The 22,609-nt window shown below is 51.3% G+C and carries 20 protein-coding genes, 2 tRNA genes and 1 other annotated feature; of the genes, 7 read left to right on the top strand and 15 right to left on the bottom strand.

The genetic code is table 11. The annotated features are described in order from the left end of the window. Window positions 1–13: 13 nt before the first annotated feature. Window positions 14–134 (top strand) — a sequence feature (Phe leader region). Between the two features lie 38 nt (window positions 135–172). Then, complete coding sequence (pheA, locus tag Q4491_RS20560) at window positions 173–1,351, top strand: prephenate dehydratase (RefSeq protein ID WP_192015695.1); 1,179 nt, start codon at window positions 173–175, stop codon at window positions 1,349–1,351. Window positions 1,352–1,426: 75 nt separating this feature from the next. On the opposite strand, the gene tyrA is transcribed toward pheA, so the two are convergent. After that, window positions 1,427–2,554 carry a bifunctional chorismate mutase/prephenate dehydrogenase gene (tyrA, locus tag Q4491_RS20555; RefSeq protein WP_303460491.1) on the bottom strand — a complete coding sequence of 376 codons (1,128 nt, stop codon included), beginning with the start codon at window positions 2,552–2,554 and terminating at the stop codon, window positions 1,427–1,429. A 15-nt stretch (window positions 2,555–2,569) separates the two neighbouring features. After that, the gene (locus Q4491_RS20550; protein WP_218384204.1) at window positions 2,570–3,640 is read right to left on the bottom strand and encodes a 3-deoxy-7-phosphoheptulonate synthase; all 1,071 of its coding nucleotides are present in this window, start codon (window positions 3,638–3,640) and stop codon (window positions 2,570–2,572) included. 217 nt (window positions 3,641–3,857) lie between these two features. Between Q4491_RS20550 and Q4491_RS20545 the strand changes: the two genes are divergently transcribed. The 4 genes from Q4491_RS20545 (at window position 3,858) to Q4491_RS20530 (ending at window position 8,558) form a co-directional block, all read left to right on the top strand. After that, the gene (locus Q4491_RS20545) at window positions 3,858–5,537 is read left to right on the top strand and encodes a sensor histidine kinase (protein WP_161456091.1); all 1,680 of its coding nucleotides are present in this window, start codon (window positions 3,858–3,860) and stop codon (window positions 5,535–5,537) included. After that, a complete protein-coding gene (btsR, locus tag Q4491_RS20540) occupies window positions 5,534–6,247 on the top strand; it encodes a two-component system response regulator BtsR (RefSeq protein WP_218384206.1) in 714 nt (237 codons plus the stop codon). The genes Q4491_RS20545 and btsR overlap by 4 nt, the downstream gene beginning before the upstream one ends. 268 nt (window positions 6,248–6,515) lie before the next feature. Then, window positions 6,516–8,003 carry a carbon starvation protein A gene (locus Q4491_RS20535; RefSeq protein WP_303460487.1) on the top strand — a complete coding sequence of 496 codons (1,488 nt, stop codon included), beginning with the start codon at window positions 6,516–6,518 and terminating at the stop codon, window positions 8,001–8,003. 132 nt (window positions 8,004–8,135) lie between these two features. Beyond that, window positions 8,136–8,558 carry a DUF1801 domain-containing protein gene (locus Q4491_RS20530; RefSeq protein ID WP_303460485.1) on the top strand — a complete coding sequence of 141 codons (423 nt, stop codon included), beginning with the start codon at window positions 8,136–8,138 and terminating at the stop codon, window positions 8,556–8,558. Window positions 8,559–8,666: 108 nt separating this feature from the next. Here Q4491_RS20530 and rplS read toward each other — a convergent pair whose 3' ends face one another. The 5 genes from rplS to ffh form a co-directional block, all read right to left on the bottom strand. Next, on the bottom strand, window positions 8,667–9,020 hold the full coding sequence (rplS, locus tag Q4491_RS20525) for a 50S ribosomal protein L19 (RefSeq protein WP_120513257.1): 354 nt from the start codon (window positions 9,018–9,020) through the stop codon (window positions 8,667–8,669). Window positions 9,021–9,052: 32 nt separating this feature from the next. Further along, window positions 9,053–9,802, bottom strand: coding sequence for a tRNA (guanosine(37)-N1)-methyltransferase TrmD (gene trmD / locus Q4491_RS20520; protein WP_192015701.1), 750 nt, complete (start codon window positions 9,800–9,802; stop codon window positions 9,053–9,055). 25 nt (window positions 9,803–9,827) lie between these two features. Then, entirely contained in the window at window positions 9,828–10,361 is a 534-nt protein-coding gene (gene rimM / locus Q4491_RS20515) for a ribosome maturation factor RimM (protein WP_027253535.1), read from the bottom strand. Window positions 10,362–10,388: 27 nt separating this feature from the next. After that, window positions 10,389–10,640, bottom strand: a complete 252-nt coding sequence (gene rpsP, locus Q4491_RS20510; RefSeq protein ID WP_027253536.1) for a 30S ribosomal protein S16 — start codon at window positions 10,638–10,640, stop codon at window positions 10,389–10,391. A 170-nt stretch (window positions 10,641–10,810) separates the two neighbouring features. Further along, on the bottom strand, window positions 10,811–12,178 hold the full coding sequence (gene ffh / locus Q4491_RS20505; RefSeq protein ID WP_027253537.1) for a signal recognition particle protein: 1,368 nt from the start codon (window positions 12,176–12,178) through the stop codon (window positions 10,811–10,813). 256 nt (window positions 12,179–12,434) lie between these two features. On the opposite strand from ffh, the gene Q4491_RS20500 reads away from it, so the two are divergent. Together Q4491_RS20500 and Q4491_RS20495 are read left to right on the top strand one after the other, a co-directional pair. Then, on the top strand, window positions 12,435–13,229 hold the full coding sequence (locus tag Q4491_RS20500; RefSeq protein ID WP_237794703.1) for an inner membrane protein YpjD: 795 nt from the start codon (window positions 12,435–12,437) through the stop codon (window positions 13,227–13,229). A gap of 140 nt (window positions 13,230–13,369) precedes the next feature. Further along, window positions 13,370–14,647 carry an HlyC/CorC family transporter gene (locus Q4491_RS20495; RefSeq protein ID WP_218384215.1) on the top strand — a complete coding sequence of 426 codons (1,278 nt, stop codon included), beginning with the start codon at window positions 13,370–13,372 and terminating at the stop codon, window positions 14,645–14,647. Between the two features lie 108 nt (window positions 14,648–14,755). Here Q4491_RS20495 and luxS read toward each other — a convergent pair whose 3' ends face one another. The 8 genes from luxS to Q4491_RS20455 all read right to left on the bottom strand — a co-directional run bounded on the left by luxS (window position 14,756) and on the right by Q4491_RS20455 (window position 22,487). Then, window positions 14,756–15,274, bottom strand: a complete 519-nt coding sequence (luxS, locus tag Q4491_RS20490; protein ID WP_192015704.1) for an S-ribosylhomocysteine lyase — start codon at window positions 15,272–15,274, stop codon at window positions 14,756–14,758. A 50-nt stretch (window positions 15,275–15,324) separates the two neighbouring features. Then, a complete protein-coding gene (locus Q4491_RS20485; protein WP_192015705.1) occupies window positions 15,325–15,939 on the bottom strand; it encodes a hypothetical protein in 615 nt (204 codons plus the stop codon). A gap of 137 nt (window positions 15,940–16,076) precedes the next feature. Next, window positions 16,077–17,666: a glutamate--cysteine ligase gene (gene gshA / locus Q4491_RS20480; RefSeq protein WP_303460501.1), complete on the bottom strand. Its 1,590-nt coding sequence runs from the start codon at window positions 17,664–17,666 to the stop codon at window positions 16,077–16,079. Between the two features lie 192 nt (window positions 17,667–17,858). Next, complete coding sequence (locus tag Q4491_RS20475; RefSeq protein ID WP_303460472.1) at window positions 17,859–20,711, bottom strand: pitrilysin family protein; 2,853 nt, start codon at window positions 20,709–20,711, stop codon at window positions 17,859–17,861. 35 nt (window positions 20,712–20,746) lie between these two features. Next, window positions 20,747–21,169: a YqaA family protein gene (locus Q4491_RS20470; RefSeq protein ID WP_303460470.1), complete on the bottom strand. Its 423-nt coding sequence runs from the start codon at window positions 21,167–21,169 to the stop codon at window positions 20,747–20,749. Window positions 21,170–21,172: 3 nt separating this feature from the next. Beyond that, window positions 21,173–22,123: an NADP-dependent oxidoreductase gene (locus Q4491_RS20465; RefSeq protein ID WP_303460468.1), complete on the bottom strand. Its 951-nt coding sequence runs from the start codon at window positions 22,121–22,123 to the stop codon at window positions 21,173–21,175. 173 nt (window positions 22,124–22,296) lie between these two features. Then, a tRNA-Arg gene (locus Q4491_RS20460) sits at window positions 22,297–22,373 on the bottom strand. Between the two features lie 37 nt (window positions 22,374–22,410). Beyond that, window positions 22,411–22,487, bottom strand: a tRNA-Arg gene (locus Q4491_RS20455). Window positions 22,488–22,609: the final 122 nt, after the last annotated feature.

Genomic DNA, 22,609 nt, shown 5'->3' with positions numbered 1-22,609 from the left:
CTGACTGACACATGATTCAATACGCACTGTTTTTCTTTCACTTCTTTTTTCGCTCACCTTAAGTGGGGGCTATCGTTACGCAAGAAAGCAGCGAAAGACGAACAGCAAGCCTCCCAATCGGGGGGCTTTTTTGTAAGCATAACTATAAAATACGCACAGACAGGAAACCAGAATGACCAAAAGCTATCACTCACTGGACGAGATCCGAACCCATGTCACTCGGATAGACAATGAAATTCTGGCACTACTGGCAGAACGGCGTCAGCTGAGCCTGGAAGTCGCCAAAAGCAAAATCAAAACCACCAAACCTGTCAGGGATCAGGAAAGAGAGCAAGCACTGTTACTGAGACTGATTGATCAAGGCAACCAACACCAACTGGATGCCAACTATGTCACTCAGATCTTTCATACCATTATTGAAGACTCAGTGCTTTTCCAGCAGGCTTATCTGCAAAAGCTGACCAACCCCGACAGCCTTCAGCCTGTGGTTCGCGTGTCTTTTCTGGGTGCCAAAGGATCGTATTCCAACCTGGCCAGCCGTCAGTACTTCAGCCGGAAGCAAACCAAACTGGTTGAGATGAGCTGTTCCAATTTCCGTGATGTGGTCAATGTAGTAGAAACCGGTCAGGCTGACTACGGTGTCCTGCCGATTGAAAACACCAGCTCAGGTTCGATTAACGAAGTTTACGATTTGCTGCAGCACACCAGTTTGTCGATTGTGGGCGAAATTACCCAGCCGATTGAACACTGTCTGCTGACAGCCGTTCCGACCTCGCTGGATAAAATTGATACCCTGTATTCCCATCCGCAACCCCACCAGCAATGCAGTGAGTACCTTCGCACTATGGGCGACATCAGGCAGGAATATACATCCAGCACTGCCGATGCCATGCAGCAGGTCGCCGAACTCAAACAGCCGAATGTCGCCGCCATTGGCAATGCGTCCAGCGGTGAGCTGTATGGCTTAACCCCGCTGAAAACCGGTATTGCCAACCAGCAGGAAAACTTTACCCGTTTTATTGTCGTTGCCCGGAAAGCTGTCGATGTCACGCCGCTGATCCCGGCCAAGACCACACTCATCATGTCGACCGGCCAGAAACCCGGCTCACTGGTTGAATGCCTGCTGGTTCTGCGCAATCTCAACATCAATATGGCGAAACTGGAGTCACGACCCGTGATCGGCAATCCATGGGAAGAAATGTTCTATGTCGATGTTGAAACGAATTTGAAGTCCGAGGCCATGCAGCAAGCTCTCGAAGAACTGACACGACTGACTAAATTTATCAAGGTGTTAGGCTGTTATCCCAGCGAAAACGTCAAACCGACCGAAGTCGATTACCTGGAAGAATAAACACAGCAAGGCCAGCAAAAGCTGGCCTTCTTTTTATATTAGTAGCAACGATTATGCAGACAAAAACGAAGCGAATTAACCTCTGTGAGTCGCATCGTTCGCTTGCCGTAACAACGACTGGCTTTCTTTCAAAAAGCGTCCGGCGTAGTCACCAAACCAGCTTTCCACCTGATCAAATGCCTGCTTGAACGCGGCTTTATCTTTGTTTTCCAGAATAGCGATAGCATCACCAAAGCGCTGGTGAAAACGCTTAATCATGGCCAGATTTTGCGGCGAAGACATGATGATATCCGCATAGAGCTGCCCGTCCTGTGCAAACAGCCGCCCGACCATCGCCAGTTCCAGGCGGTAAATCGGTGAGCTGAGCGACAACAGCTGATCAAGACGCGGATCTTCTTCAGCCAGGTGAACACCATACACAAACGACGTGAAATGCCGCAGTGCCTGAATCAGGGTCATCCCCTGATCATGTTCGATGGCACTGATCCGGTTCAGGCTTGCTCCCCAGATCTGGATCTGCTCCAGCAGCCACTGGTAGCTTTCCGGGTTACGGCCGTCACAGTAAACCACCACTTGTTTAGCCAGGCTGCTGATATCCGGTCCGAACATGGGATGCAGCCCTACTACAGGTCCCTGATGCGCTTCCAGCATTGTCTGAACAGGTTCGCTCTTAATCGAAGTCAGATCAGCCAGAATGCAATCATCCGGCAGCTTAGGCAGACGACGGATCACCTGTTCGGTCAGATGAATCGGTACGGTCACCACAACCATGCCGGCATCTTTTAGCAATTCATCCGCTTTGTCCCAATCCTGACTACCCAGGGTACGTACCTGATAACCCGACAGCTCAAACAGACGACAGAACAGACGGCCCAACTGACCATGACCACCAACGACAACGATCGGACGCAATTCAGGCTTCAGACATTTAAAACCTGAATCATTTTCACTGGCATAAGATTCACGCATGGTGCGGCGCAGAATATCTTCAATCAGATCGGGCGGTACGCCCTGATCTGCCGCTTCCTGTCGCCGTGATGCCAGCATGGCAGCTTCACGATCCGGGGCATAAATCGGCAGACCGTGCTGGCTTTTTACATGGCCGACTTCTTCGACCAAAGCCAGACGGCGCGCCAACAGCGCAACCATCTGCTTATCGACTTCATCAATTTGATCTCGTAGTGTGCTCAGTTCCGCAACCATTCGACTCTTATTCCATTATTTAATACGTTGTTGTAGGAAAGGGGTTAATTCCTGACGAGCGCGGCGCAGCAGGCTTTCGGTATCTTCCCAGTTAATACAGGCGTCTGTGATAGAGACGCCGTACGCCATTTCGCTGCGATCCAGATCAGCACTCTGATTGCCGCCGTTGAGATGGCTTTCCAGCATCAGGCCAATGACGGAATGATTCCCTTCCCGGATCTGATGGATCACATCTTCGGCAACCAGTGGCTGACGGCGGTAATCCTTGCGAGAGTTGGCATGGGAACAGTCTACCATTAAGGCCGGGTTGAGACCCGCCGACTCCATCTCAGTTTCGCATTCGGAAACCGACACTGAATCGTAGTTGGTCTGCTTACCACCACGAAGAATAACATGGCCATCCGGGTTGCCCTGAGTGTTCAGCAAAGCCACCTGACCTTCCCGGTTAATCCCCATGAAACGGTGGCCGGAAGCGGCCGCCTGCATGGCATTGATGGCTGTTCCCAGGCTGCCATCGGTGCCATTTTTGAAACCAACCGGCATAGAAAGACCGCTGGCCATTTCACGGTGGGTCTGCGACTCAGTGGTGCGCGCGCCAATGGCTGCCCAGCTGAACAAATCGCCTATGTATTGCGGGCTGATAGGATCCAGCGCTTCTGTTGCCAGAGGAATACCCATTTCCACCAGATCGATCAGTAACTGGCGTGCTATATGTAACCCTTCTTCAATCTCGAAAGTGCCATCCAGATGCGGGTCGTTAATCAAGCCCTTCCAACCGACAGTCGTCCGCGGTTTTTCAAAGTACACTCGCATGACAAGGTACAGCTGATCGTCAACTTCAGCAGCCAGTTCTTTAAATCGGCGGGCATAATCTTTTGCCGCTTCGACGTCATGAATAGAACAAGGGCCGCAGACAACCAGTAAACGGTGATCCCGCTTATGGATAATGTCGGCTACGGTTTTACGCGATTGTTCGATGAAAGACAGCGCTGATTCACTGACAGGCAATTTATCTTTTAACTGTTGCGGCGTAATAAGGACTTGTTCATCCTGAATATGGACATTATTCAACACATCTTTCTGCATAGGGCCATCCTGATCTTGCCACACCTGGGCGTAAAGTTTTAGTTACAACAGGATTTCCCCTGTCAATACACAGACAATAACAACTGGATTTTTATGGGGCAATAGCCTGTAAAGAAAAAATACCATTCGTAAATAATTATTTACACTCACGTATATTATTGCCTTTCATGCAAAGACAGCTACCATAAACATCCATTTAGCTTATTCCGATACCGCCATGGAACTCATCCTGTCTCTGCTGCAACAGCTTAGTGTTTACCTGGTTTTGGCTTACCTGTTAAGCAAGACACCGCTGTTTATGCCTATTACTACGGTATCTGGCCGTTTATCACAACGTTTTGCCTGCTATGTGCTGTTTTCTCTTTTCTGTATTTTAGGCACTTATTTTGGACTCCACATAGAAGATGCCATTGCCAATACCCGGGCAATCGGTGCTGTCATGGGAGGGCTGCTGGGCGGCCCGGTGGTCGGCTTTGCCGTAGGTTTGACCGGCGGTATGCACCGCTACAGCATGGGCGGATTTACTGATGTCGCCTGTGCCATCTCCACCACGGTTGAAGGGCTGATCGGCGGCATCATGCACAGCTATTTTGTCCGCCGCAGTAACTTTGATGCGATTTTCCGGCCGCTGACAGTGTTCGCCATTACCCTGGTTGCGGAGATCCTGCAGATGCTGATCATCCTGGCGGTGGCCGAGCCTTTTGATAAAGCCTACAGCCTGGTCAGTGCCATTGCTCTGCCTATGGTCATCGCCAACTCAGTGGGCGCCGCCCTGTTCATGAGCATTATCCGCGATAAAAAAACCATTTATGAAAAATACTCCGCCGCGTTTTCCAGCCGGGCACTGAAAATAGCCCAGCGATCTGTGGGAATACTCAGCCAGGGGTTTAATCAGGAAAACTCCAAACAGATCGCCCGTATCGTTTACGAAGAAACCGGGGTCGGTGCGGTTTCGATTACAGACAGAGACAAGATTCTTGCCTTCATTGGTATCGGAGATGATCACCATCTGCCTGGCACTCCGATTTCATCCAAGCATACTAAGCAGGCCATAGATAACTGCGAGCTGGTCTATGCCGACGGTTATGAAGTGCCCTACTGCTGCTCACTCTACGACAAGTGCAAATTAGGCTCTGCGCTGGTGATCCCCTTAATTGGCGGCAACCATGAGGTGATAGGTACCATTAAACTCTATGAGCCCAAGCATAAGTTGTTTTCCACCATCAATCTGACGCTGGGAGAAGGCATTGCCAAACTCTTGTCGAACCAGATCCTGACAGGGCGCTATAACCGCCAGCAAACCCTGCTGACTCAGGCAGAGCTGCGCCTGTTGCAGGCACAGGTGAATCCGCACTTTCTGTTCAATGCGCTGAACACTATCAATGCGGTTATCCGCCGTGATCCTGATAAAGCCAGGCAGCTAATTCAGCATTTGTCACAGTTTTTCCGGCGCAATCTGAAACAGAATATAGAAACTGTCACCCTGGAAGAAGAATTGCAGCACGTGCATGCCTATCTGGAAATTGAACGTGCCCGGTTTGCCGACCGGCTGCAGGTTGAAGTCAACATTGATGATGCATTATTGAATATCACTATTCCGACGTTTACGCTGCAGCCATTAGTGGAAAATGCCATCAAGCATGGTACGTCTAATTTGCTGGCAAGCGGTAAACTGACGATCAACGCGTGTCAGAATGATGAGCGTATTGTGTTAGAAGTCCGCGATAATGCAGGCTTGTATCAGCCCGTTGGCGAAGAGAGCGGTCTGGGCATGAAAATTGTCGATAAACGATTGAAAAACCGCTATGGCAAAGAATACGGCCTGCAGATGAGCTGGGAAGCCAATCAATGGACACTGGCCACCATTACGCTGCCAAAGGAGAACGGACAACCATGATCAAGGCGCTTGTCATAGACGATGAACCCTATGCCCGTGAGGAGCTGATTGAGCTGCTGCATGACAGCGGCGACATCGAAATCATAGGCAGCGGTGCCAACGCCATCGAAGGGTTGAAGATGATTAATCTGCTCAAGCCCGAAGTGGTGTTTCTGGATATCCAGATGCCGCAAATCACAGGAATCGAACTGCTGAGCATGCTGGATCCGGACACTATGCCCAAAATTGTTTTTGTGACGGCATATGACGACTACGCCATCAAAGCGTTTGAAGATAATGCCTTTGATTACCTGTTAAAACCGGTTGAACCCGCAAGGCTCGACAAAACCCTGGCCAAGCTGAAGCGTGAGCTGCGCCAGCCTGATTACACCCCTTTGATCAGCGAAATGCTCGAACTTATTCCGTGCAGTGGTCATAACCGCATCTTGCTGCTCAGCCCGGCAGATATCGAACTGGCGCATTCTGATTTATCGGGTGTGCACATAGTCACCAAAGACACTAAGGCAACCACACAACTGACCCTTAAAGTGCTGGAAGAAAAAACCCCGCTCATCCGCTGCCATCGCCAGTATCTGGTCCACCCGCAGGCGATTCGTGAGATCAAACTGCTGGATAACGGATTGGCAGAAATCACAACCCAGCATGGTCAGCAGGTCCCGGTCAGCCGGCGTTACCTGAAAGAAATCAAAGATCGCTACGGGCTGAGCTGACCAATAATCAGGGGCAGTTGCATTTCGCTCTGCCTGCTCCTCGCTTTATCCGCTCAACAATGGCCACTTTAGCGCCTGACCACTCAGGTTCACAGACAACCGCTCCGTCCCAGTTGCCGCCACTCAACCTCTTTATCGACCACTCAATAACGTCATACCGCCACTCAGCCTTTTAGGCCGTGTGTCTTTGCCGCAACCGGTTAAGATGCAAGCCTTGATAAAAGATTAAATAACCCTACTACCTACCTACACTGAGAGAGGCACAGATATGGCCTGGTTTCTGATTTGCGTGGCTGCTTTGATTGGCGGTTACTTTATTTACGGTACCTTTATTGAAAAACTTTTCGGCATTAACGAAAAGCGCCAGACACCCGCCTACACCATGCAGGACGGCGTTGACTATGTGCCGATGTCCAAGAAAAAAGTGTACCTGGTACAGCTGCTGAACATTGCCGGTGTTGGCCCTATTTTTGGTCCAATCATGGGCGCACTTTACGGTCCGGCGGCCATGCTGTGGATTGTCCTGGGCTGTATCTTTGCCGGTGCCGTGCACGACTATTTCTCAGGCATGCTATCGGTGCGTAATGGCGGCGCCTCAGTACCGACGCTGTCCGGTCGTTATCTGGGCAATGGCGCCAAACACTTTATGAACATCTTTGCCATTGTGCTGCTGCTGCTGGTCGGCGTGGTCTTTGTTTCTGCCCCGGCAGGTATGATCACCAACCTGGTCAACGAGCAAACCGACATGACGGTCTCTATGGGATCCATGGTCGCTATCATCTTTGCTTACTACATCATCGCCACCATAGTACCGGTTGATAAGATCATCGGCCGCTTCTATCCGCTGTTCGGCTTCCTGCTGATCTTCATGTCGGTTGGCCTGATCACTGCTATTGCTGTTTCCAGCGAATACACCCTGCTGGGCGACTATGAAGTCAGCCAGATGTTCACCAACATGAACCCGAATGACCTGCCATTGTGGCCAGCCCTGTTCATCACCATTGCCTGTGGCGCTATCTCTGGCTTCCACGCGACTCAGTCGCCACTGATGGCGCGTTGCATGGAAAATGAGAAAAACGGCCGCTTCATTTTCTACGGCGCCATGATAGGTGAAGGCGTGATTGCTTTGATCTGGTGTGCGCTGGCACTGTCTTTCTTCGGCTCGGTGGAAAACCTGTCTGATGCAGTGGCCAACGGTGGCCCGGGTAACGTAGTTTACAGCGCATCCTTTGGCTTGCTGGGCGTTGTCGGCGGTGTGGTCGCCTTCCTGGGTGTCGTGATTCTGCCAATTACCTCCGGTGATACAGCGTTCCGTTCTAGCCGCCTGATTCTGGCTGAATACTTCAACATGGAGCAAAAGAGTCTGCGTAACCGCCTGCTGATGGCTGTTCCTCTGTTTGTTATCGGTGGCATTCTGACTCAGGTCGACTTCGGGATTATCTGGCGTTACTTCGGATTTGCTAACCAGACCACAGCTGTCATGATGCTGTGGACAGCTTCCGCTTACCTGTTGCGCCACAACAAGCTGCATTGGGTAACCACAGTACCGGCTATTTTCATGACCACAGTCGTGATCACCTTTATTCTGAACAACAGTACACTGGGCTTCGGTCTGCCTATGATGATCTCGACTGTCATCGGCCTGATTGCGACACTTGGCATCACTGTGTATGTCATTGTGAAGTCAAAAGGTAAAGGCGATATCGATCTGGATGAAAAAGAGAATGAAAGCAAAGGCAAGCTGGAAACGGCTTAATCTTGTGCTTCGGTGAAAACCAGCCTCCGGGCTGGTTTTTTTTTATCCCCCTCTCCCGTTCACGCTTTTTTCTTCAGTTCCCTTCCTCTGCCTGTATATACTCGACACACAACCCGGTTCAGGAGTCATACAGTGAGCACCCTCAAAACCCGTCCTACCCAAGCCAGTGTCACCGACTTTATAGAAGGGCTCAGTGACAGCCAGCAACAGGAAGACAGCCGTCAGCTCCTGACACTCTTGAGCGGGCTGAGCGGTAAAGACGCGGTGCTGTGGGGAGACAGCCTGGTTGGCTTTGGTACCTACTTTTACAGCAACACCGCCGGCAAGCACTTCAGCTGGCCGATGGTCGCCTTCTCACCCCGTAAAGGTAAACTAACGCTGTATTTCATGCTGGGCTTTGCCGCTCATCAGGATCAGCTCAGGCAACTAGGCCAACATAAGCTGGGAAAATCCTGTCTGTATATCAAACGCCTGGACGATATCGACCTGTCAGTGCTGAGAGCGATGCTGAGCCAGCATATTGAGATGATGAAGCAAAAGTACCAGTGTGAATAAGACGGCATGACGGTACACTGCCGATCTGTGGTTACAGGTTTGTGCACAACAAAAAAAAGGCCCGCCAAATTGGCGGGCCTCTCAATACGCGTCTTTCGTGTCGCGTTCTTATTTTCTGGTCAGCTTCTCTTTGATACGAGCCGCTTTACCTGAACGCTCACGCAGGTAGTACAACTTGGCACGACGTACTGCACCGCGACGCTTAACAGTAATGCTGTCTACGATTGGAGAGTGAGCCTGGAATGCACGCTCAACACCTTCACCGTTAGAAATCTTACGAACAGTGAAAGCAGAGTGCAGACCACGGTTACGCTTGGCGATAACAACACCTTCGAACGCCTGCAGACGCTCACGGTCACCCTCTTTTACCTTAACCTGAACAACAACAGTGTCACCTGGTGCGAATTCAGGCAGGTCATTTTTCATTTGCTCTTGCTCAAGAGCTTTGATGATATTACTCATTGGTATATACCCTAGAATAAACTGATACTAAATTAACTCATGGCTTGCCGATGTTCGCGAATAAACTCCGCTAGCAAGCTCTCCTGATCGTCAGTCAGAGCTAGGTTTTCCAGGAGCTCTGGTCTTCTCAGCCAGGTACGGCCCAGCGATTGTTTCAATCGCCAGCGGCTAATGTCCTTGTGGTTACCAGACAAGAGTACCGGAGGTACGGCTTGTCCATCTAACACTTCAGGACGCGTGTAATGCGGGCAGTCCAGCAAGCCATTGGCAAAAGAATCTTCTTCTGCTGACGCAAAGTCGCCCAGAACGCCCGGTACAAACCGCACGACTGCATCAACTAAGGTCATGGCTGGCAGCTCACCACCCGTCAGCACAAAATCCCCGATAGACCATTCTTCGTCTACCTCTTGTTGGATAATGCGCTCATCTACCCCTTCATACCGGCCACAGATCAGAATCAGATTCTCGTTCTGTGCCAGTTCCTCAACACCTGTCTGATCGAGCTTACGGCCCTGAGGAGAGAGGTAAATCACTTTCGCCTGGCCTTTAGCAGACGTTTTGGCAGCATGAATGGCATCGCGCAAAGGCTGCACCATCATCAGCATACCAGGTCCGCCACCATAAGGTCGGTCATCGACCGTACGGTGCTTATCGTGAGTAAAGTCGCGGGGATTCCACGTCTCTACAGTCACTAGGCCTTTTTTTACCGCCTGACCTGTTACCCCAAACTCAGTAATAGCCCGGAACATTTCAGGGAATAGGCTAATTATTCCTACCCGCATGGTTCTTTACGCTCTTACTGAAGGGTTAAAATCCAGGATCCCAGTCAACTTCGATCCGTTGAGCAGTGCGATCAATCGACTTGATGACCTGCTCATCGAGGAACGGAATTAAACGTTCCTTCTGTCCAAAAGCATCTTTAAGGTTGGCTTTAACCACTAAGACGTCATTAGAACCGGTTTCCAGGATGTCCGTTACTTTACCCAGGTCGTAACCTTGGGTTGTCACAACAGCCATGCCCATCAGTTCGCGCCAGTAGAATTCTTCATCTGACAGCGCCGGTAATTGTTCAGCAGGTACGTTGATCTCCGCGTTGGTCATGACCTGAGCATCCTCTCGGATATCCAGACCCTGCAACTTGGCAACTAACCCCTGACCATGACGTTTCCATGCTTCCACATGGAAGGTCTGCCATTCACCTTTCATCTTTATCAGCCATGGCTGATAAGCGAAAATGCTCTCGGCTTGTTCTGTGTAGGAAAAAACTTTGAGCCACCCTTTGATACCGTAAGTGGCACCGATTTTACCGACAACAACTTGGTCTTGGTTGTGTGAACTCATTGCTTCTCTGCTACCCATTAACCAATCTTAAGCAGCTGCTTTAGCAGCGTCTTTGATCAGTTTAGCTGCGCGGTCAGATACAGTTGCACCTTGACCAACCCAGTGATTTACACGGTCCAGGTCCAGACGCAGACGTTCTTCCTGACCAGTAGCTAGCGGGTTAAAGAAACCTACACGCTCGATGTTACGACCGTCGCGCGCAGCGCGGCTGTCAGCAACAACGATGTGATAAAATGGACGCTTTTTCGCGCCGTGACGTGCCAAACGAATGGTTACCATATCGTCCTCTTTGCATTACTGTAAATAAAAGTGGCCCCGCCATAAAAACGGGGCCCGTGCCAAATAAAGCCTCGGAATTTTACTCTTTCAACCCGCGAATGCAACTGCTTTAGCTACTTTTTCACCAGTAAAATCACCAGCCGAGACCAAAAAACAAGCAATTGAAGCAATTAGCGCCCAGGGAACATGCCGCCACCCGGCATCATGCCTTTCATATTGCGCATCATGTTCTTCATACCGCCCTTCTGCATTTTCTTCATCATCTTTTGCATTTGGGTAAATTGCTTCAGCAAACGGTTGACGTCCTGTACCTGAGTACCGGAACCGGCAGCAATACGTTTCTTGCGCGAACCTTTAATCAACTCCGGGCGCTCACGCTCTTTCGAGGTCATGGAGTTAATGATAGCTTCCATCTGGACAAAGATTTTATCATCGACCTGGTCTTTGATATTGCCGGGCAACTGGGACATGCCGGGCAGCTTATCCATCATGCCCATCATACCGCCCATGTTCTTCATCTGCTGAAGCTGTCCACGGAAGTCTTCTAAATCAAAGCCTTTCTTCTCTTTGAATTTCTTCGCGAGCTGCTCGGCTTTTTCCTTATCAACGTTACGTTCCAGATCTTCAATCAGCGACAGGACATCACCCATCCCCAGAATACGGGACGCCACACGATCAGGGTGGAAAGGCTCCAGCGCATCAGTCTTCTCACCGACACCCAGGAACTTGATAGGCTTACCGGTAATATGACGCACCGACAGCGCAGCACCACCACGGGCATCACCGTCGACCTTGGTCAGAATCACACCGGTCAGCGGTAACGCCTCGTTAAAGGCTTTGGCGGTATTGGCCGCATCCTGGCCCGTCATGGCATCGACCACAAACAGGGTTTCTACCGGATTCGCTATTTTATGAACGGCCTTGATTTCGTCCATCATGGCTTCATCGACATGCAGACGGCCTGCGGTATCGACAATCACCACATCATAGAATTTGCGCTTACCGTGCTCGATAGCCGCCTGGGCAATCGCCACCGGTTTTTGATCCGGGCTGGACGGAAAGAAATCAATACCGATATCAGATGCCAGTGTTTCCAGCTGCTTGATAGCGGCAGGACGGTATACGTCGGCGGAAACAACCAGTACCTTCTTTTTATTACGTTCTTTGAGCAGTTTACCCAGCTTACCCACACTGGTGGTTTTACCGGCACCCTGCAAACCCGCCATCAGGATGACCGCAGGTGGCTGGCTGGCTAAATCCAGTGCTTCGTTGGTGTCGCCCATGACGGCTTCTAATTCCGCCTGAACGATTTTGATAAATTCCTGGCCTGGCGTCAGGCTCTTAGAGACTTCAGTTCCGACAGCGCGTTCTTTCACCCGCTTGACGAAATCACGGACAACCGGCAGCGCGACATCCGCCTCAAGCAATGCCATGCGCACTTCACGCAGGGTATCTTTAATGTTGTCTTCAGTCAGACGGCCACGGCCGCTGATATTTTTCAGCGTTGACGACAAACGCTCGGTTAAATTGTCAAACATGTGTGACTCGCTCGTTACGCACTCATTTCGTGCCAGTATACCGCAATCAGTGACCCGGTTTCATGCCATACGTGCAGCCTGTGACAGAATTCTTGTCATTTCTGCCGCGCAGCACCAACAGAGATTCCTGCTGAAATCGCTGAAACAGACCGCAAAGTGCGCTCTGTCCCACACGATTGTTCCCTTTGTATCATTGTCGTGCTATCCGTTCACAAGGTATACTCACCAGTTCGAATTCACGATCCTTACAGGTGTTATGGACATATTGATTGCCTTTACTGCTGCTGGTTTTTATCTGCTTGCGCTGGCATTTATTGTGCCTGGGCTCAGCCATAATAATGGCATAAAAGCCCGGCCAGTGCTGATCAGTGCCACAGTGGCGATCATCCTGCATGTGGTGTTCCTGAAAGATCTGATTCTGGGGGGCGTCGGCCAGAATCTGAGTATATTAAATGTCGCCTCGCTCATCAGTCTGATTATCGCCGTCATCACCACCCTGGCCATGGTCAAAATGCGGATATGGTTTCTGCTGCCTGTGATTTACAGCTTTGCCGCCATTAACCTTGCCGCGGCGGCTGTATTACCAGGTGGTTTCATTACGCATCTGGAGGCGCATCCTCAAATCCTGTTACATATTTCTCTGGCGCTATTTGCCTACTCAACCCTGATGATCGCTACACTGTACGCGATTCAGCTGGCGTGGCTGGACTATAAGCTCAAACACAAAAAACTGGCTTTTAACCCTAATCTGCCGCCCTTGATGCTGGTTGAACGGCAGTTGTTTAAAATCATTCTGGTCGGTCACATACTGCTGACTATCACGCTGATCACTGGCTTTATTTTTCTGCAGGATATGTTTGCCCAGGGCAAAACACACAAAGCGGTACTCTCCATTCTGGCCTGGGGGGTCTACAGCGTTCTGCTCTGGGGCCATTACCGGATGGGCTGGCGGGGTAAAAAAGTCGTCTGGTTCAGCCTGATTGGCGCTTTTCTGCTGACTCTGGCCTACTTCGGCAGCCGTTTTGTCAAAGAAATCATCATTGGCAGCTAATGACAATTTAATAAACACTATCCATGCTTAAGCATGATTAATCCTGGCTGGGTCTTTAGCGTCTTAACAACCCACCCTTGACACCTTTACTCATATTCAGTACAGAGTACACATCCACAGCGATACAAGGAACTGACTTTTTGGACGATATATCCACGGGAGCTTTATTCTCCCTTCTGGTATTACTACTCCTGATTTCCGGATATTTCTCCGGCTCTGAAACCGGCATGATGTCGATAAACCGCTACAAACTGCGCCACTTGGCAAGCCAGGGCCATCGCGGAGCTAAGCGGGTTGAAAAACTGCTCAACCGACCTGACCGTCTGATCGGTCTGATTCTGATCGGCAACAACCTGGTAAACATCCTTGCCTCTGCCATCGCGACGATTTTAGGTATGCGCCTGTACGGCGATCTGGGTGTGGCTATCGCCACCGGCGCGCTGACTATGGCTGTACTGGTGTTTGCCGAAGTTACACCGAAAACCCTGGCCGCGCTGTACCCTGAAAAAGTGGCTTATTCCAGCAGTATCCTGTTACGGATACTCATGAAACTGCTGTATCCGCTGGTCTGGTTTGTCAACGGCATCACCAACAGTTTCCTGCGGCTGCTCGGCATGCGTGTCGACAATATGAACGATGCCACCCTGAGTTCGGAAGAATTGCGCACTGTGGTCAATGAAGCGGGCAGCCTGATCCCCCGCCGCCACCAGGACATGTTGTTATCGATTCTGGATCTGGAAAACGTCACAGTGGAAGATTTGATGGTCCCGCGTAATGAAATTGTCGGTATCAATATCAATGACGACTGGAAATCCATTGTCCGCCAGCTCAGCCATGCCGCTCACGGCCGAATCGTCCTGTATCGGGACAACATCGATGAAGTCGTTGGTATGCTGCGAGTCAGAGAAGCTTACCGCCTGATGATGGATAAAAACGATTTCAGCAAAGAAAATCTGCTGCGTGCTGCTGACAAAGTGTATTTCATTCCGGAAGGCACGCCGCTCAATATCCAGCTGTTGAAGTTCCAGCGCCGCAAAGAGCGCATCGGCCTGATTGTAGATGAATACGGCGATATTCAGGGTCTGATCACCCTGGAAGACATTCTGGAAGAGATAGTGGGGGAATTCACCACCTCCATCTCTCCGACCTTAGCCGAAGAGATCACCCCGCAAAGTGACGGCAGTTTGCTGATTGAAGGCACAGCCAATATCCGTGAGCTGAACAAGAGCCTGAACTGGGATTTGCCGACTGACGGCCCCAGAACCCTGAACGGCCTGATTCTGGAGCATCTGGAAGATATCCCGGACAGTATCCTTAGCGTGTCAGTGGCCGGTTATCAGATGGAGATAGTGGAAATCTCCGATAACATGATCAAACTGGTCAAAATCCTGCCGGCCCAGTTGCAAAAAACCGGTTAACCCAGCGTCCTAAATCAGCGCCGTCACAGGCGGTGGTTTGGGGGTGACAATAAAAAACCACCGGCATTACCGGTGGTTTTTTTGTGTCGATGCAAAGTCAGTAAACGCTTACTTTACTTTCAATTCCTGCAACATACTGTCTGGCAGAGCTAACTCTTGGTTTTTATTCACATCAATGCCGCGATCCAGAATATCCTGCGCGATCTGTTTGGCTTCGTCCAGTGAGTGCATGCTGTAAGTACCACACTGGTATTCATTCAGTTCAGGAATCTGCTCCTGTGAAGCCACTTTCAGCACATCTTCCATCGCTGCACGCCAGCTGTCTGCCACTTGCTGTTCATCAGGCTCACCGATCAGGCTCATATAAAAACCGGTACGGCAACCCATTGGTGACAGGTCGATGATTTCCACTGCCCCGGAGTTCAGATGAGCCCGCATGAAACCGGCAAACAAATGCTCCAGGGTGTGAATACCGCGCTCGGAGAGGATTTCCTGATTGGGGCGACAGAAACGCAGGTCAAACACAGTAATAGTGTCGCCCTTTGGTGTCTGCATTGTTTTAGCAACACGCACAGCCGGTGCATGCATCTTGGTGTGGTCGACGGTAAAACTATCTAATAATGGCATGGTGTCCTTCTCCTTTGCCTGTCGTGTCGTAGCCTGGCAGTCCCTTCCGCTCAGAACGGCCACCAGCTGCGGTTATCTTCCAATTCCTGCCGGCATTGCTTCAATTGCCAGCCATACGATTTCGCCTGCTGATCCACTTTACGGGACACTTGCAGCAGAGTCGGCTTATGGCGATAAGTTCCGCGGCTATAGCCACCTCGCCCTTCATGATAGGCCAAATACTGGTTATAAGCATCCCACTTGGATATCCCCAGTTGCCGCTGTGTTTCATCGGTATACCAGCCGATAAACATCAGTGCATCATCAAAACTGGTACGTGAACTCCAGCTACCGGTCGCGCGCTGGTAATCTTCCCAGGCAGGATCTTGTGCCTGCGCATAGCCATAGGCGCTGCTGCTGCGGAACCAGGGTATCACACCCCACACATAGGGACGGGGAGGACGGGCATCATGACGGAAAGCGCTTTCCTGGCGCACAAAGGCCATAGCAACCTGAATGGGCGTCCCCCAGCGCTTTTCCATGTCGAGCGCGTCCTGATACCAGTCGGGGTTCTCACGGAAAATGTCACATAAGTTTGATTGATTTTGGGGCGGAGGTGTTGCGCAACCGGTTGTTATTAAAACCAACAATATCAGCGCCAACCCTTTTGTTGTTGCCAAAAGCATTTTTCACTCCCTGAATTGGAACCAAAGTGAAAACGGCAGGTCTGATATTATGACTGGCAGTGCAAACTGTCGTCATCCCTGCGAAATTGTAATTTTATTGGGCAGCAAGGTCGCTGCCCGTTTTTTTATCTCTGCTGTTACGCTTTCTTAAACGGATTTTGTTGCAGATCCGCAAAATAATCAGCCAGAAACGTTTCAAAAGACACCTCATCAGCCTGCTCGATTTGCTGCTGTTTCATCACAGAGGCTGCCGCTTCCGACTCAAAATCAGACTGAGAATACCGGCTGTAACTCTGCTTATCCAGCCACTCGGCATGCTTTGCAGCTAATTCCAGGCCAAACTTACCGATGCCTTCATTGGCTTCAATGTGACGCAAGACTTGCGCAGACAATGTCAGTTCAGGATTATTGACCCACCCGGTCAGGGTTGCCAGTGTTTGCTGGTAGCTGTTGCCACCGTTAGCCTGATCCATGGCCACAGCAACCTGCTCCAGCTCAGAGAAGACGCGCAAGGCCCAGTCGCGCAGCGGCAGGCGCTCACCACGGCAACCGATTTGCAGCTGCAGCTCAGGATCCCGCCCCTGCAGTACCACTTTCTTCCAGTTGTCACGCCAGCAGGCCAGTTCGGCATCATCCATATCATCAGACGGCGACAAGACCGCCCAGGTCAGGAAGAGATCCAAAAAGCGGACCTGTTCAGAGGTGATACCTATCGGGCTGAACGGGTTGACATCCAGTGAACGCACTTCAATGTACTCCACACCACCCCGCTCAAGGGCTTCAGACGGTTTCTCGCCGCTGTTGGTCACTCGCTTGGGACGGATAGGCGCATAAAGCTCGTTTTCAATCTGCAGCACATTGGTATTCAGCTGGCGCAATTGACCGTCGACGTTAACGCCGATATCGGCAAATTCTTCAGACGGGGTATGGATTGCTTTCTGTAAACCGTCCAGATACTGAGCCAGATGATTAAAGCCAATCTTCAGTGCACTCTGGGCATGATTGGTATACCCCAGATCGCTCAGACGCAGTGCGGTAGACTTCGGCAGGAAATAGGTGCCTTTACCTGTCTTTTGAAAATCGAGCTTAGCGCCGTCTTTTTTCAGGAATGAGCCACACAACGCCGGAGAAGCCCCGAACAGATAAGGGATCAGCCAGCCAAACCGGTAGTAGTTTCGGATCAAGGCAAAATACGACTCAGACACTGAAGCCTGACGCTCGTCTTCGTTCTGATCACCAAACAACTGTTGCCAGAAACTGTCCGGAAAAGAAAAGTTGAAATGCACACCTGAGATGATCTGCATGATGCTGCCGTAGCGGCGCTTCAACCCTTCACGATAGAGGGTTTTCATCCGGCCAATGTTGGAGCTGCCATATTGCGCCAGTTCGATATCAGACTCATCACCGACATAGCAAGGCATAGACATAGGCCAGAGCATTTCGCTGCCCAGCTGGCTATAGCTGAATTTATGGATATCGGACAATTGAGATAACAGCTCATCGACATCTCGCGACACCGGGGTAATAAACTCCAGCAGAGACTCAGCAAAGTCCGTGGTTACCCACTTATTGGTCAGGGCCGAACCCAGGCCGACAGGGTGCGGTTGAGTGGATAACTTCCCTTGCGGGGTTATTCGTAACGCTTCCCTTTCCAGGCCACGACCGAATTGTGTCAGCGCTTGCGGATTGGCCGACACCCTCTCTAACCTTTGTGAAAAATCCATCAGGCTGTTCTCAATCATCACTATCACAGGGGAGCTAGGGTAATCATAATTCTTGCTGATTACCATGATTATTGTTGATTTAGCAAAGGGTTTCCTGCCTGTGGTAACGGCAGCAATAAAAAAAGCCGATACACAGGGTATCGGCTGAAATCTTAAGCTGAATACCGGCTTAATAAGCCGGTAATTATGCTGATCTTATTGCACGGGTTTTAAAGGATGAACCGGCATATTCAGTGTTTTCAACTGCGGCAACAATGACTGCGCATCCCCCACCACAATAATTTGGTAATCATTGGGATCAAACCATTTTGCCGCCAGCTCATTGAGCCTGTTTTTACTGATAGAAGCCGTGATCGCATTGCGCTGCGACACAAAGTCATCTTCCAGCTGGTAAGTCATGATCTGCCGCAGCAAATCAGCTTTATCACTCGGCGTTTCATAGCTCAGTGCCTCTTGCTGACCTACCGCCAGACGCATAAAGGCCAGTTCTTCATCCGTCAGGCCATGACGGCTGTAATTCTCCAGCTCCTTCAGCATCTCTTTAATTGACGGTAAGGTCACATCCGCACGCACTTCGGCATAAAACACAGAGAGCCCGGCTTCTTTATTGCCGCTCTGATAACCACCGGCACCATAGGTGTATGCCTTATCCTCGCGCAGATTAAGATTAATCCGGCTGTTAAAATTGCCAGCCAGATTAAAGTTCGCCAGCTGGAGTTCGAACTGTTCACCCGTGGCATCGTACGGCAGGCCATTACGCACTAAGCGTACCGTACTTTGCGGCGCTCCCGGCTTATCAACCAGCCAGATTGCCGGTTTCGACCGGACAGGCAGCGCAGGGGTAACATAACTGGGTGCCGGCGCCCCCTGCCAGCTTGACAGAAATGACAGATGTGATGTCAGCTCTGCGGGCTGGACATCGCCAACGACGGCCAATTGTGCCCCATTGGGGGTGTAGAAGCGCTGATAAAACGCTTTGACATCGTCCAGTGTCATTGACTGAACCGACGCCAGCGTGCCATCCGAAGGACGACCAAACACAGTCTTGCCGTACAACACCTCGCGGGTGGCCTGACTGACCAGCCAGCTCGGTCGCTGATGATCATACACCAGGCCTTCCAGCGCCTGTTGTTTGACCCGGGTAAAATCCTCTTCATTGAAGGCTGGTTCGAACAAACGCTCCTGCATAATAGCCAGCGTTTCATTGAGGTGCTTCTTCAGGGTAGTAACAGAAACAACAGACCCGTACATACCTGATGAGAAGGTCACAGTACTGCCCAGCGTATCAAGGCGGGACACCAAATCTTCCGATGAATGGCGCTTGCTGTCTTCTGCCAGCATCGCAGCAGTAAGCTCGGCCAGCCCCTCTTTGCCAATAGGTTCATAGCGGCGGCCAGCCGGTAAAACCAATTGCAATTCCACGGTCGGGGTTTCATCGTACTGGGTGCCCAGCACTGCAATACCGTTAGCCAGCGTGAAGCGGTATAACTCTGGCACCTGAGCCGTAACCGGCTCTGAAGGCTGTGGCATCACTGAGCGGTCAAACCCTTCGCGCTGTGGCTCGCGCAGGTTCAGCTCATTGTCCTGAACGGATTTGTGCTCAGGAATAAGGCGATCTGCCGGACGGTAGTTGGCTTTGGCAGCGGCCATCTCTGTACGCCCGTTTGGCACAGTACTGAGTACCACTTTGGGCTGGTTCTCCACATAACGCCGGTATACCGCCTCCACGTCAGCGGTTTTAACGTTACGCAAATTGGTCAGCTCGGTCCCCAAGCGGTTTGGATCACTGTAAAAGGTCTGGTAAGCCGCCAGCTGCGCCACTTTGCCATGCACACTTTGCAGGCCAAAAATGGCAGAGGCTTCAGCCATGCCTTTCATTTCATCAAGTTCTTGCTGGTTGACACCGCGCTGAGCCAGACTGCTGAGCACTGTGCTGACGTCGTCATAAATGCGGTCCAGCTGTCCTTGCTCACCACTCTGGCCGATGGCATAGACATACATAGTACAGGCCAGCTCACCACAGTCATGATAGGCTCCGGCATCCACCACTTTTCCGGTTTTCACCAAGGCCTGGTACAAGATACTGTTCTTACCGCCCCCTATGACTTTCGCCAGCATATCCAGCGATGCATCATCCGGCGCCCCTTTGTACGAGGTCGGCCATGCCATCATCAGCATAGGCTGCTGAATATTGTCTTCCAGGGTCAGGTATCGGTCAGCATCCAGCTTAACGGGCGCTTTCGGCGGATTATCAACTTTCGGTCCACGCGGAATATCACCAAAATACTTCTGTACCCATGCCAGTGTTTCGGCTTTATCAATATCACCACCAATGGTCAGTGTGGCGTTATTCGGCCCGTACCAGCGCAGAAAGAAGGCTTTCAAATCGTTAACATCAACCCGGTCCAGATCGTCAACATAGCCGATAGGCTGCCACGAGTAAGGGTGTGTCCGCGGGAAAAGTGCCTCGCCAATCCGCTCACTCACCATGCCGTAAGGACGGTTCTCATAGCGTTGTGCACGCTCGTTTTTTACCGTGGCGCGCTGAATCTCAAATTTGTGCTGGGATACGGCACTCAGCAAAAAGCCCATGCGGTCTGATTCCAGCCAGAGCACTTTTTCCAGCTGATTCGACGGCACAGTTTCAAAGTAATTGGTACGGTCACGGTTGGTTGTGCCATTCATCGTACCGCCGGCTTCGGTGATCAGGCGAAAGTGCTCCTGATCGCCGACATGTTTGGAGCCCTGGAACATCATGTGTTCGAAGAAGTGGGCAAAACCTGACTTGCCTAATTGCTCGCGGGCTGATCCCACATGGTAAGTCACATCCACATGCACGATAGGATCTGAGTTATCCTCATGCAGGATCACCGTCAGGCCATTATCCAGCACATATTTGCTGTAAGGGATCACGACTTCAGCGCTGGTGTCCGATACACTTTCGACAAAATGCACACCATCAGGCAATGACTGTGCCTGTTCGGGGGGCGTCTGACTGCTGCATCCGCTAAGGACCAGCAACACAAGGCTCAGAATCCGCTTTTGCACGTTCGCCTTCCTTCTATTAGTTTCAGAGTGAAAAATCAAAACAGCAGCACCAGTATGACGTACCGCACGGCTTTGCCGATGAGAATAAACAAGGCACAGAGCCCTGCCCGCATCCGCAGCCAGCCTGCAGCCAGGCAAAGCGGATCACCTACAACAGGTACCCAGCTGAGCAGCAGGCTCCAGTAACCGAATTTTTTTATCCAGGCAACAGCTTTAGTATGACTCTGATTTTCTTCAGAAGTTTTATCGGGTAAACAACGTCCCAGATAATAACTCACCATTCCACCGACAGTATTGCCCGCTGTGACAACGGTAACCAGCAACCATACCGGCTGTGACTGAGCACTGAGAGCCGCCAGAAGGCCGGCTTCCGAGCCTCCCGGCAGCAAAGTCGCGCTGAGTAAGCCAGTGAAAAACAGCCCCCACAACAGAGCTTCGCCAGACCAACCCCAATCCATTCGTCAGTCTTTCATTACCAGAACTATTTTGCCGCGGGTACGACCCGTTTCTATCTGACGGTGTGCCTCCGCGCCCTGCACAAGCGGGAACTGCTCTGTTATCAACACTGTCAGATCACCTTCTGCCATCATAGCCAGCATCTGATCGTTCTGCGCCACCGAAGGGGATACCAGCATACCTTGTGCATGCAAGCCGGTGACTTTTGCCGCTGCGGTCACACTCTCTGCCGTGATGGTCGGCACAGTCACCACACGACCGCCCGGTTTAACACAAGACAAAGCTGCCACGCCTATTTCGCCTCCAACCAGATCGATCAACACATCCACCGCCTGTAGCTGAGCTGCCAGCTCACCTTTTTGGTAATCCACCGCTTGTGCGCCCAGAGAGGAGACGAAATCCTGATTATCCGCCGAACAACTGGCCACGACCTCAGCACCTTTGTGGCATGCCAGCTGTATCGCCAGATGACCCACTCCACCAGCACCGGCTAAGATCAAGACCCGCTCACCGGCCTGCACTGATGCTTTTTCCAGTGCCTGCCAGGCCGTTTGCCCCGCCAAAGGTAACGCCGCTGCTTCTGCTAAGGGTACACCATCCGGCACCGGACTCAGGCTGTCCGCCTCAGCCAGTACCTGCGTACTGTATCCACCGCCTTGCAAAGGAAACCCGATAAAGCCGCACACTCTCTGCCCTGCGCTCCATTCAGTGACCTCCTCGCCAACGGCGGCGATGACGCCGGCAACATCATAGCCCGGCACCCAAGGCAGCTTGTCCCGGTTTTGCTGCGCAGCCCAACCTAAGCCTGCCCGGGTTTTGGCATCAATAGGATTGACGCCTGAATAAGCCACATCGATCAGCACCTGCCGCCCTTCCGGCGCAGGGATCTCGACCGATTGCAGCTGAAGACAGTGGACATCGCCAAAGGCAGTAATAGCAAGCTGTTGAGTTGTCATGGTTATTTTCCTTCTAAATCCGGTGGAATCCTTAGCCTTATCATCGCAAGGCAAGCCAAAACTACCCCTTTCCACACAGAAATACCAGTGGTTGCAGGCAAGGCTCAGAAGAGAAACGGAGAAACGGGAAATACAGACAATAAAAAACCCAGCCGGGGCTGGGTTTATAAGGATGGCGCGTCCGGGAGGATTCGAACCTCCGACCGCCTGGTTCGTAGCCAGGTACTCTATCCAGCTGAGCTACGGACGCGCAGAGCAGATGCGTGAAAAATCACGACTTGAAATGATGGCGCGCTCGGGAGGATTCGAACCTCCGACCGCCTGGTTCGTAGCCAGGTACTCTATCCAGCTGAGCTACGAGCGCGCAGAATTGGTTGTAGTCGTTACAATCCATTGAAACTTGAAAATAATGGCGCGTCCGGGAGGATTCGAACCTCCGACCGCCTGGTTCGTAGCCAGGTACTCTATCCAGCTGAGCTACGGACG

Origin of the sequence: Photobacterium sp. 2_MG-2023, assembly GCF_030547675.1 — a bacterium.
Lineage (GTDB): Bacteria > Pseudomonadota > Gammaproteobacteria > Enterobacterales > Vibrionaceae > Photobacterium > Photobacterium arenosum.
This window is presented reverse-complemented; position numbering and strand designations above follow the sequence as displayed.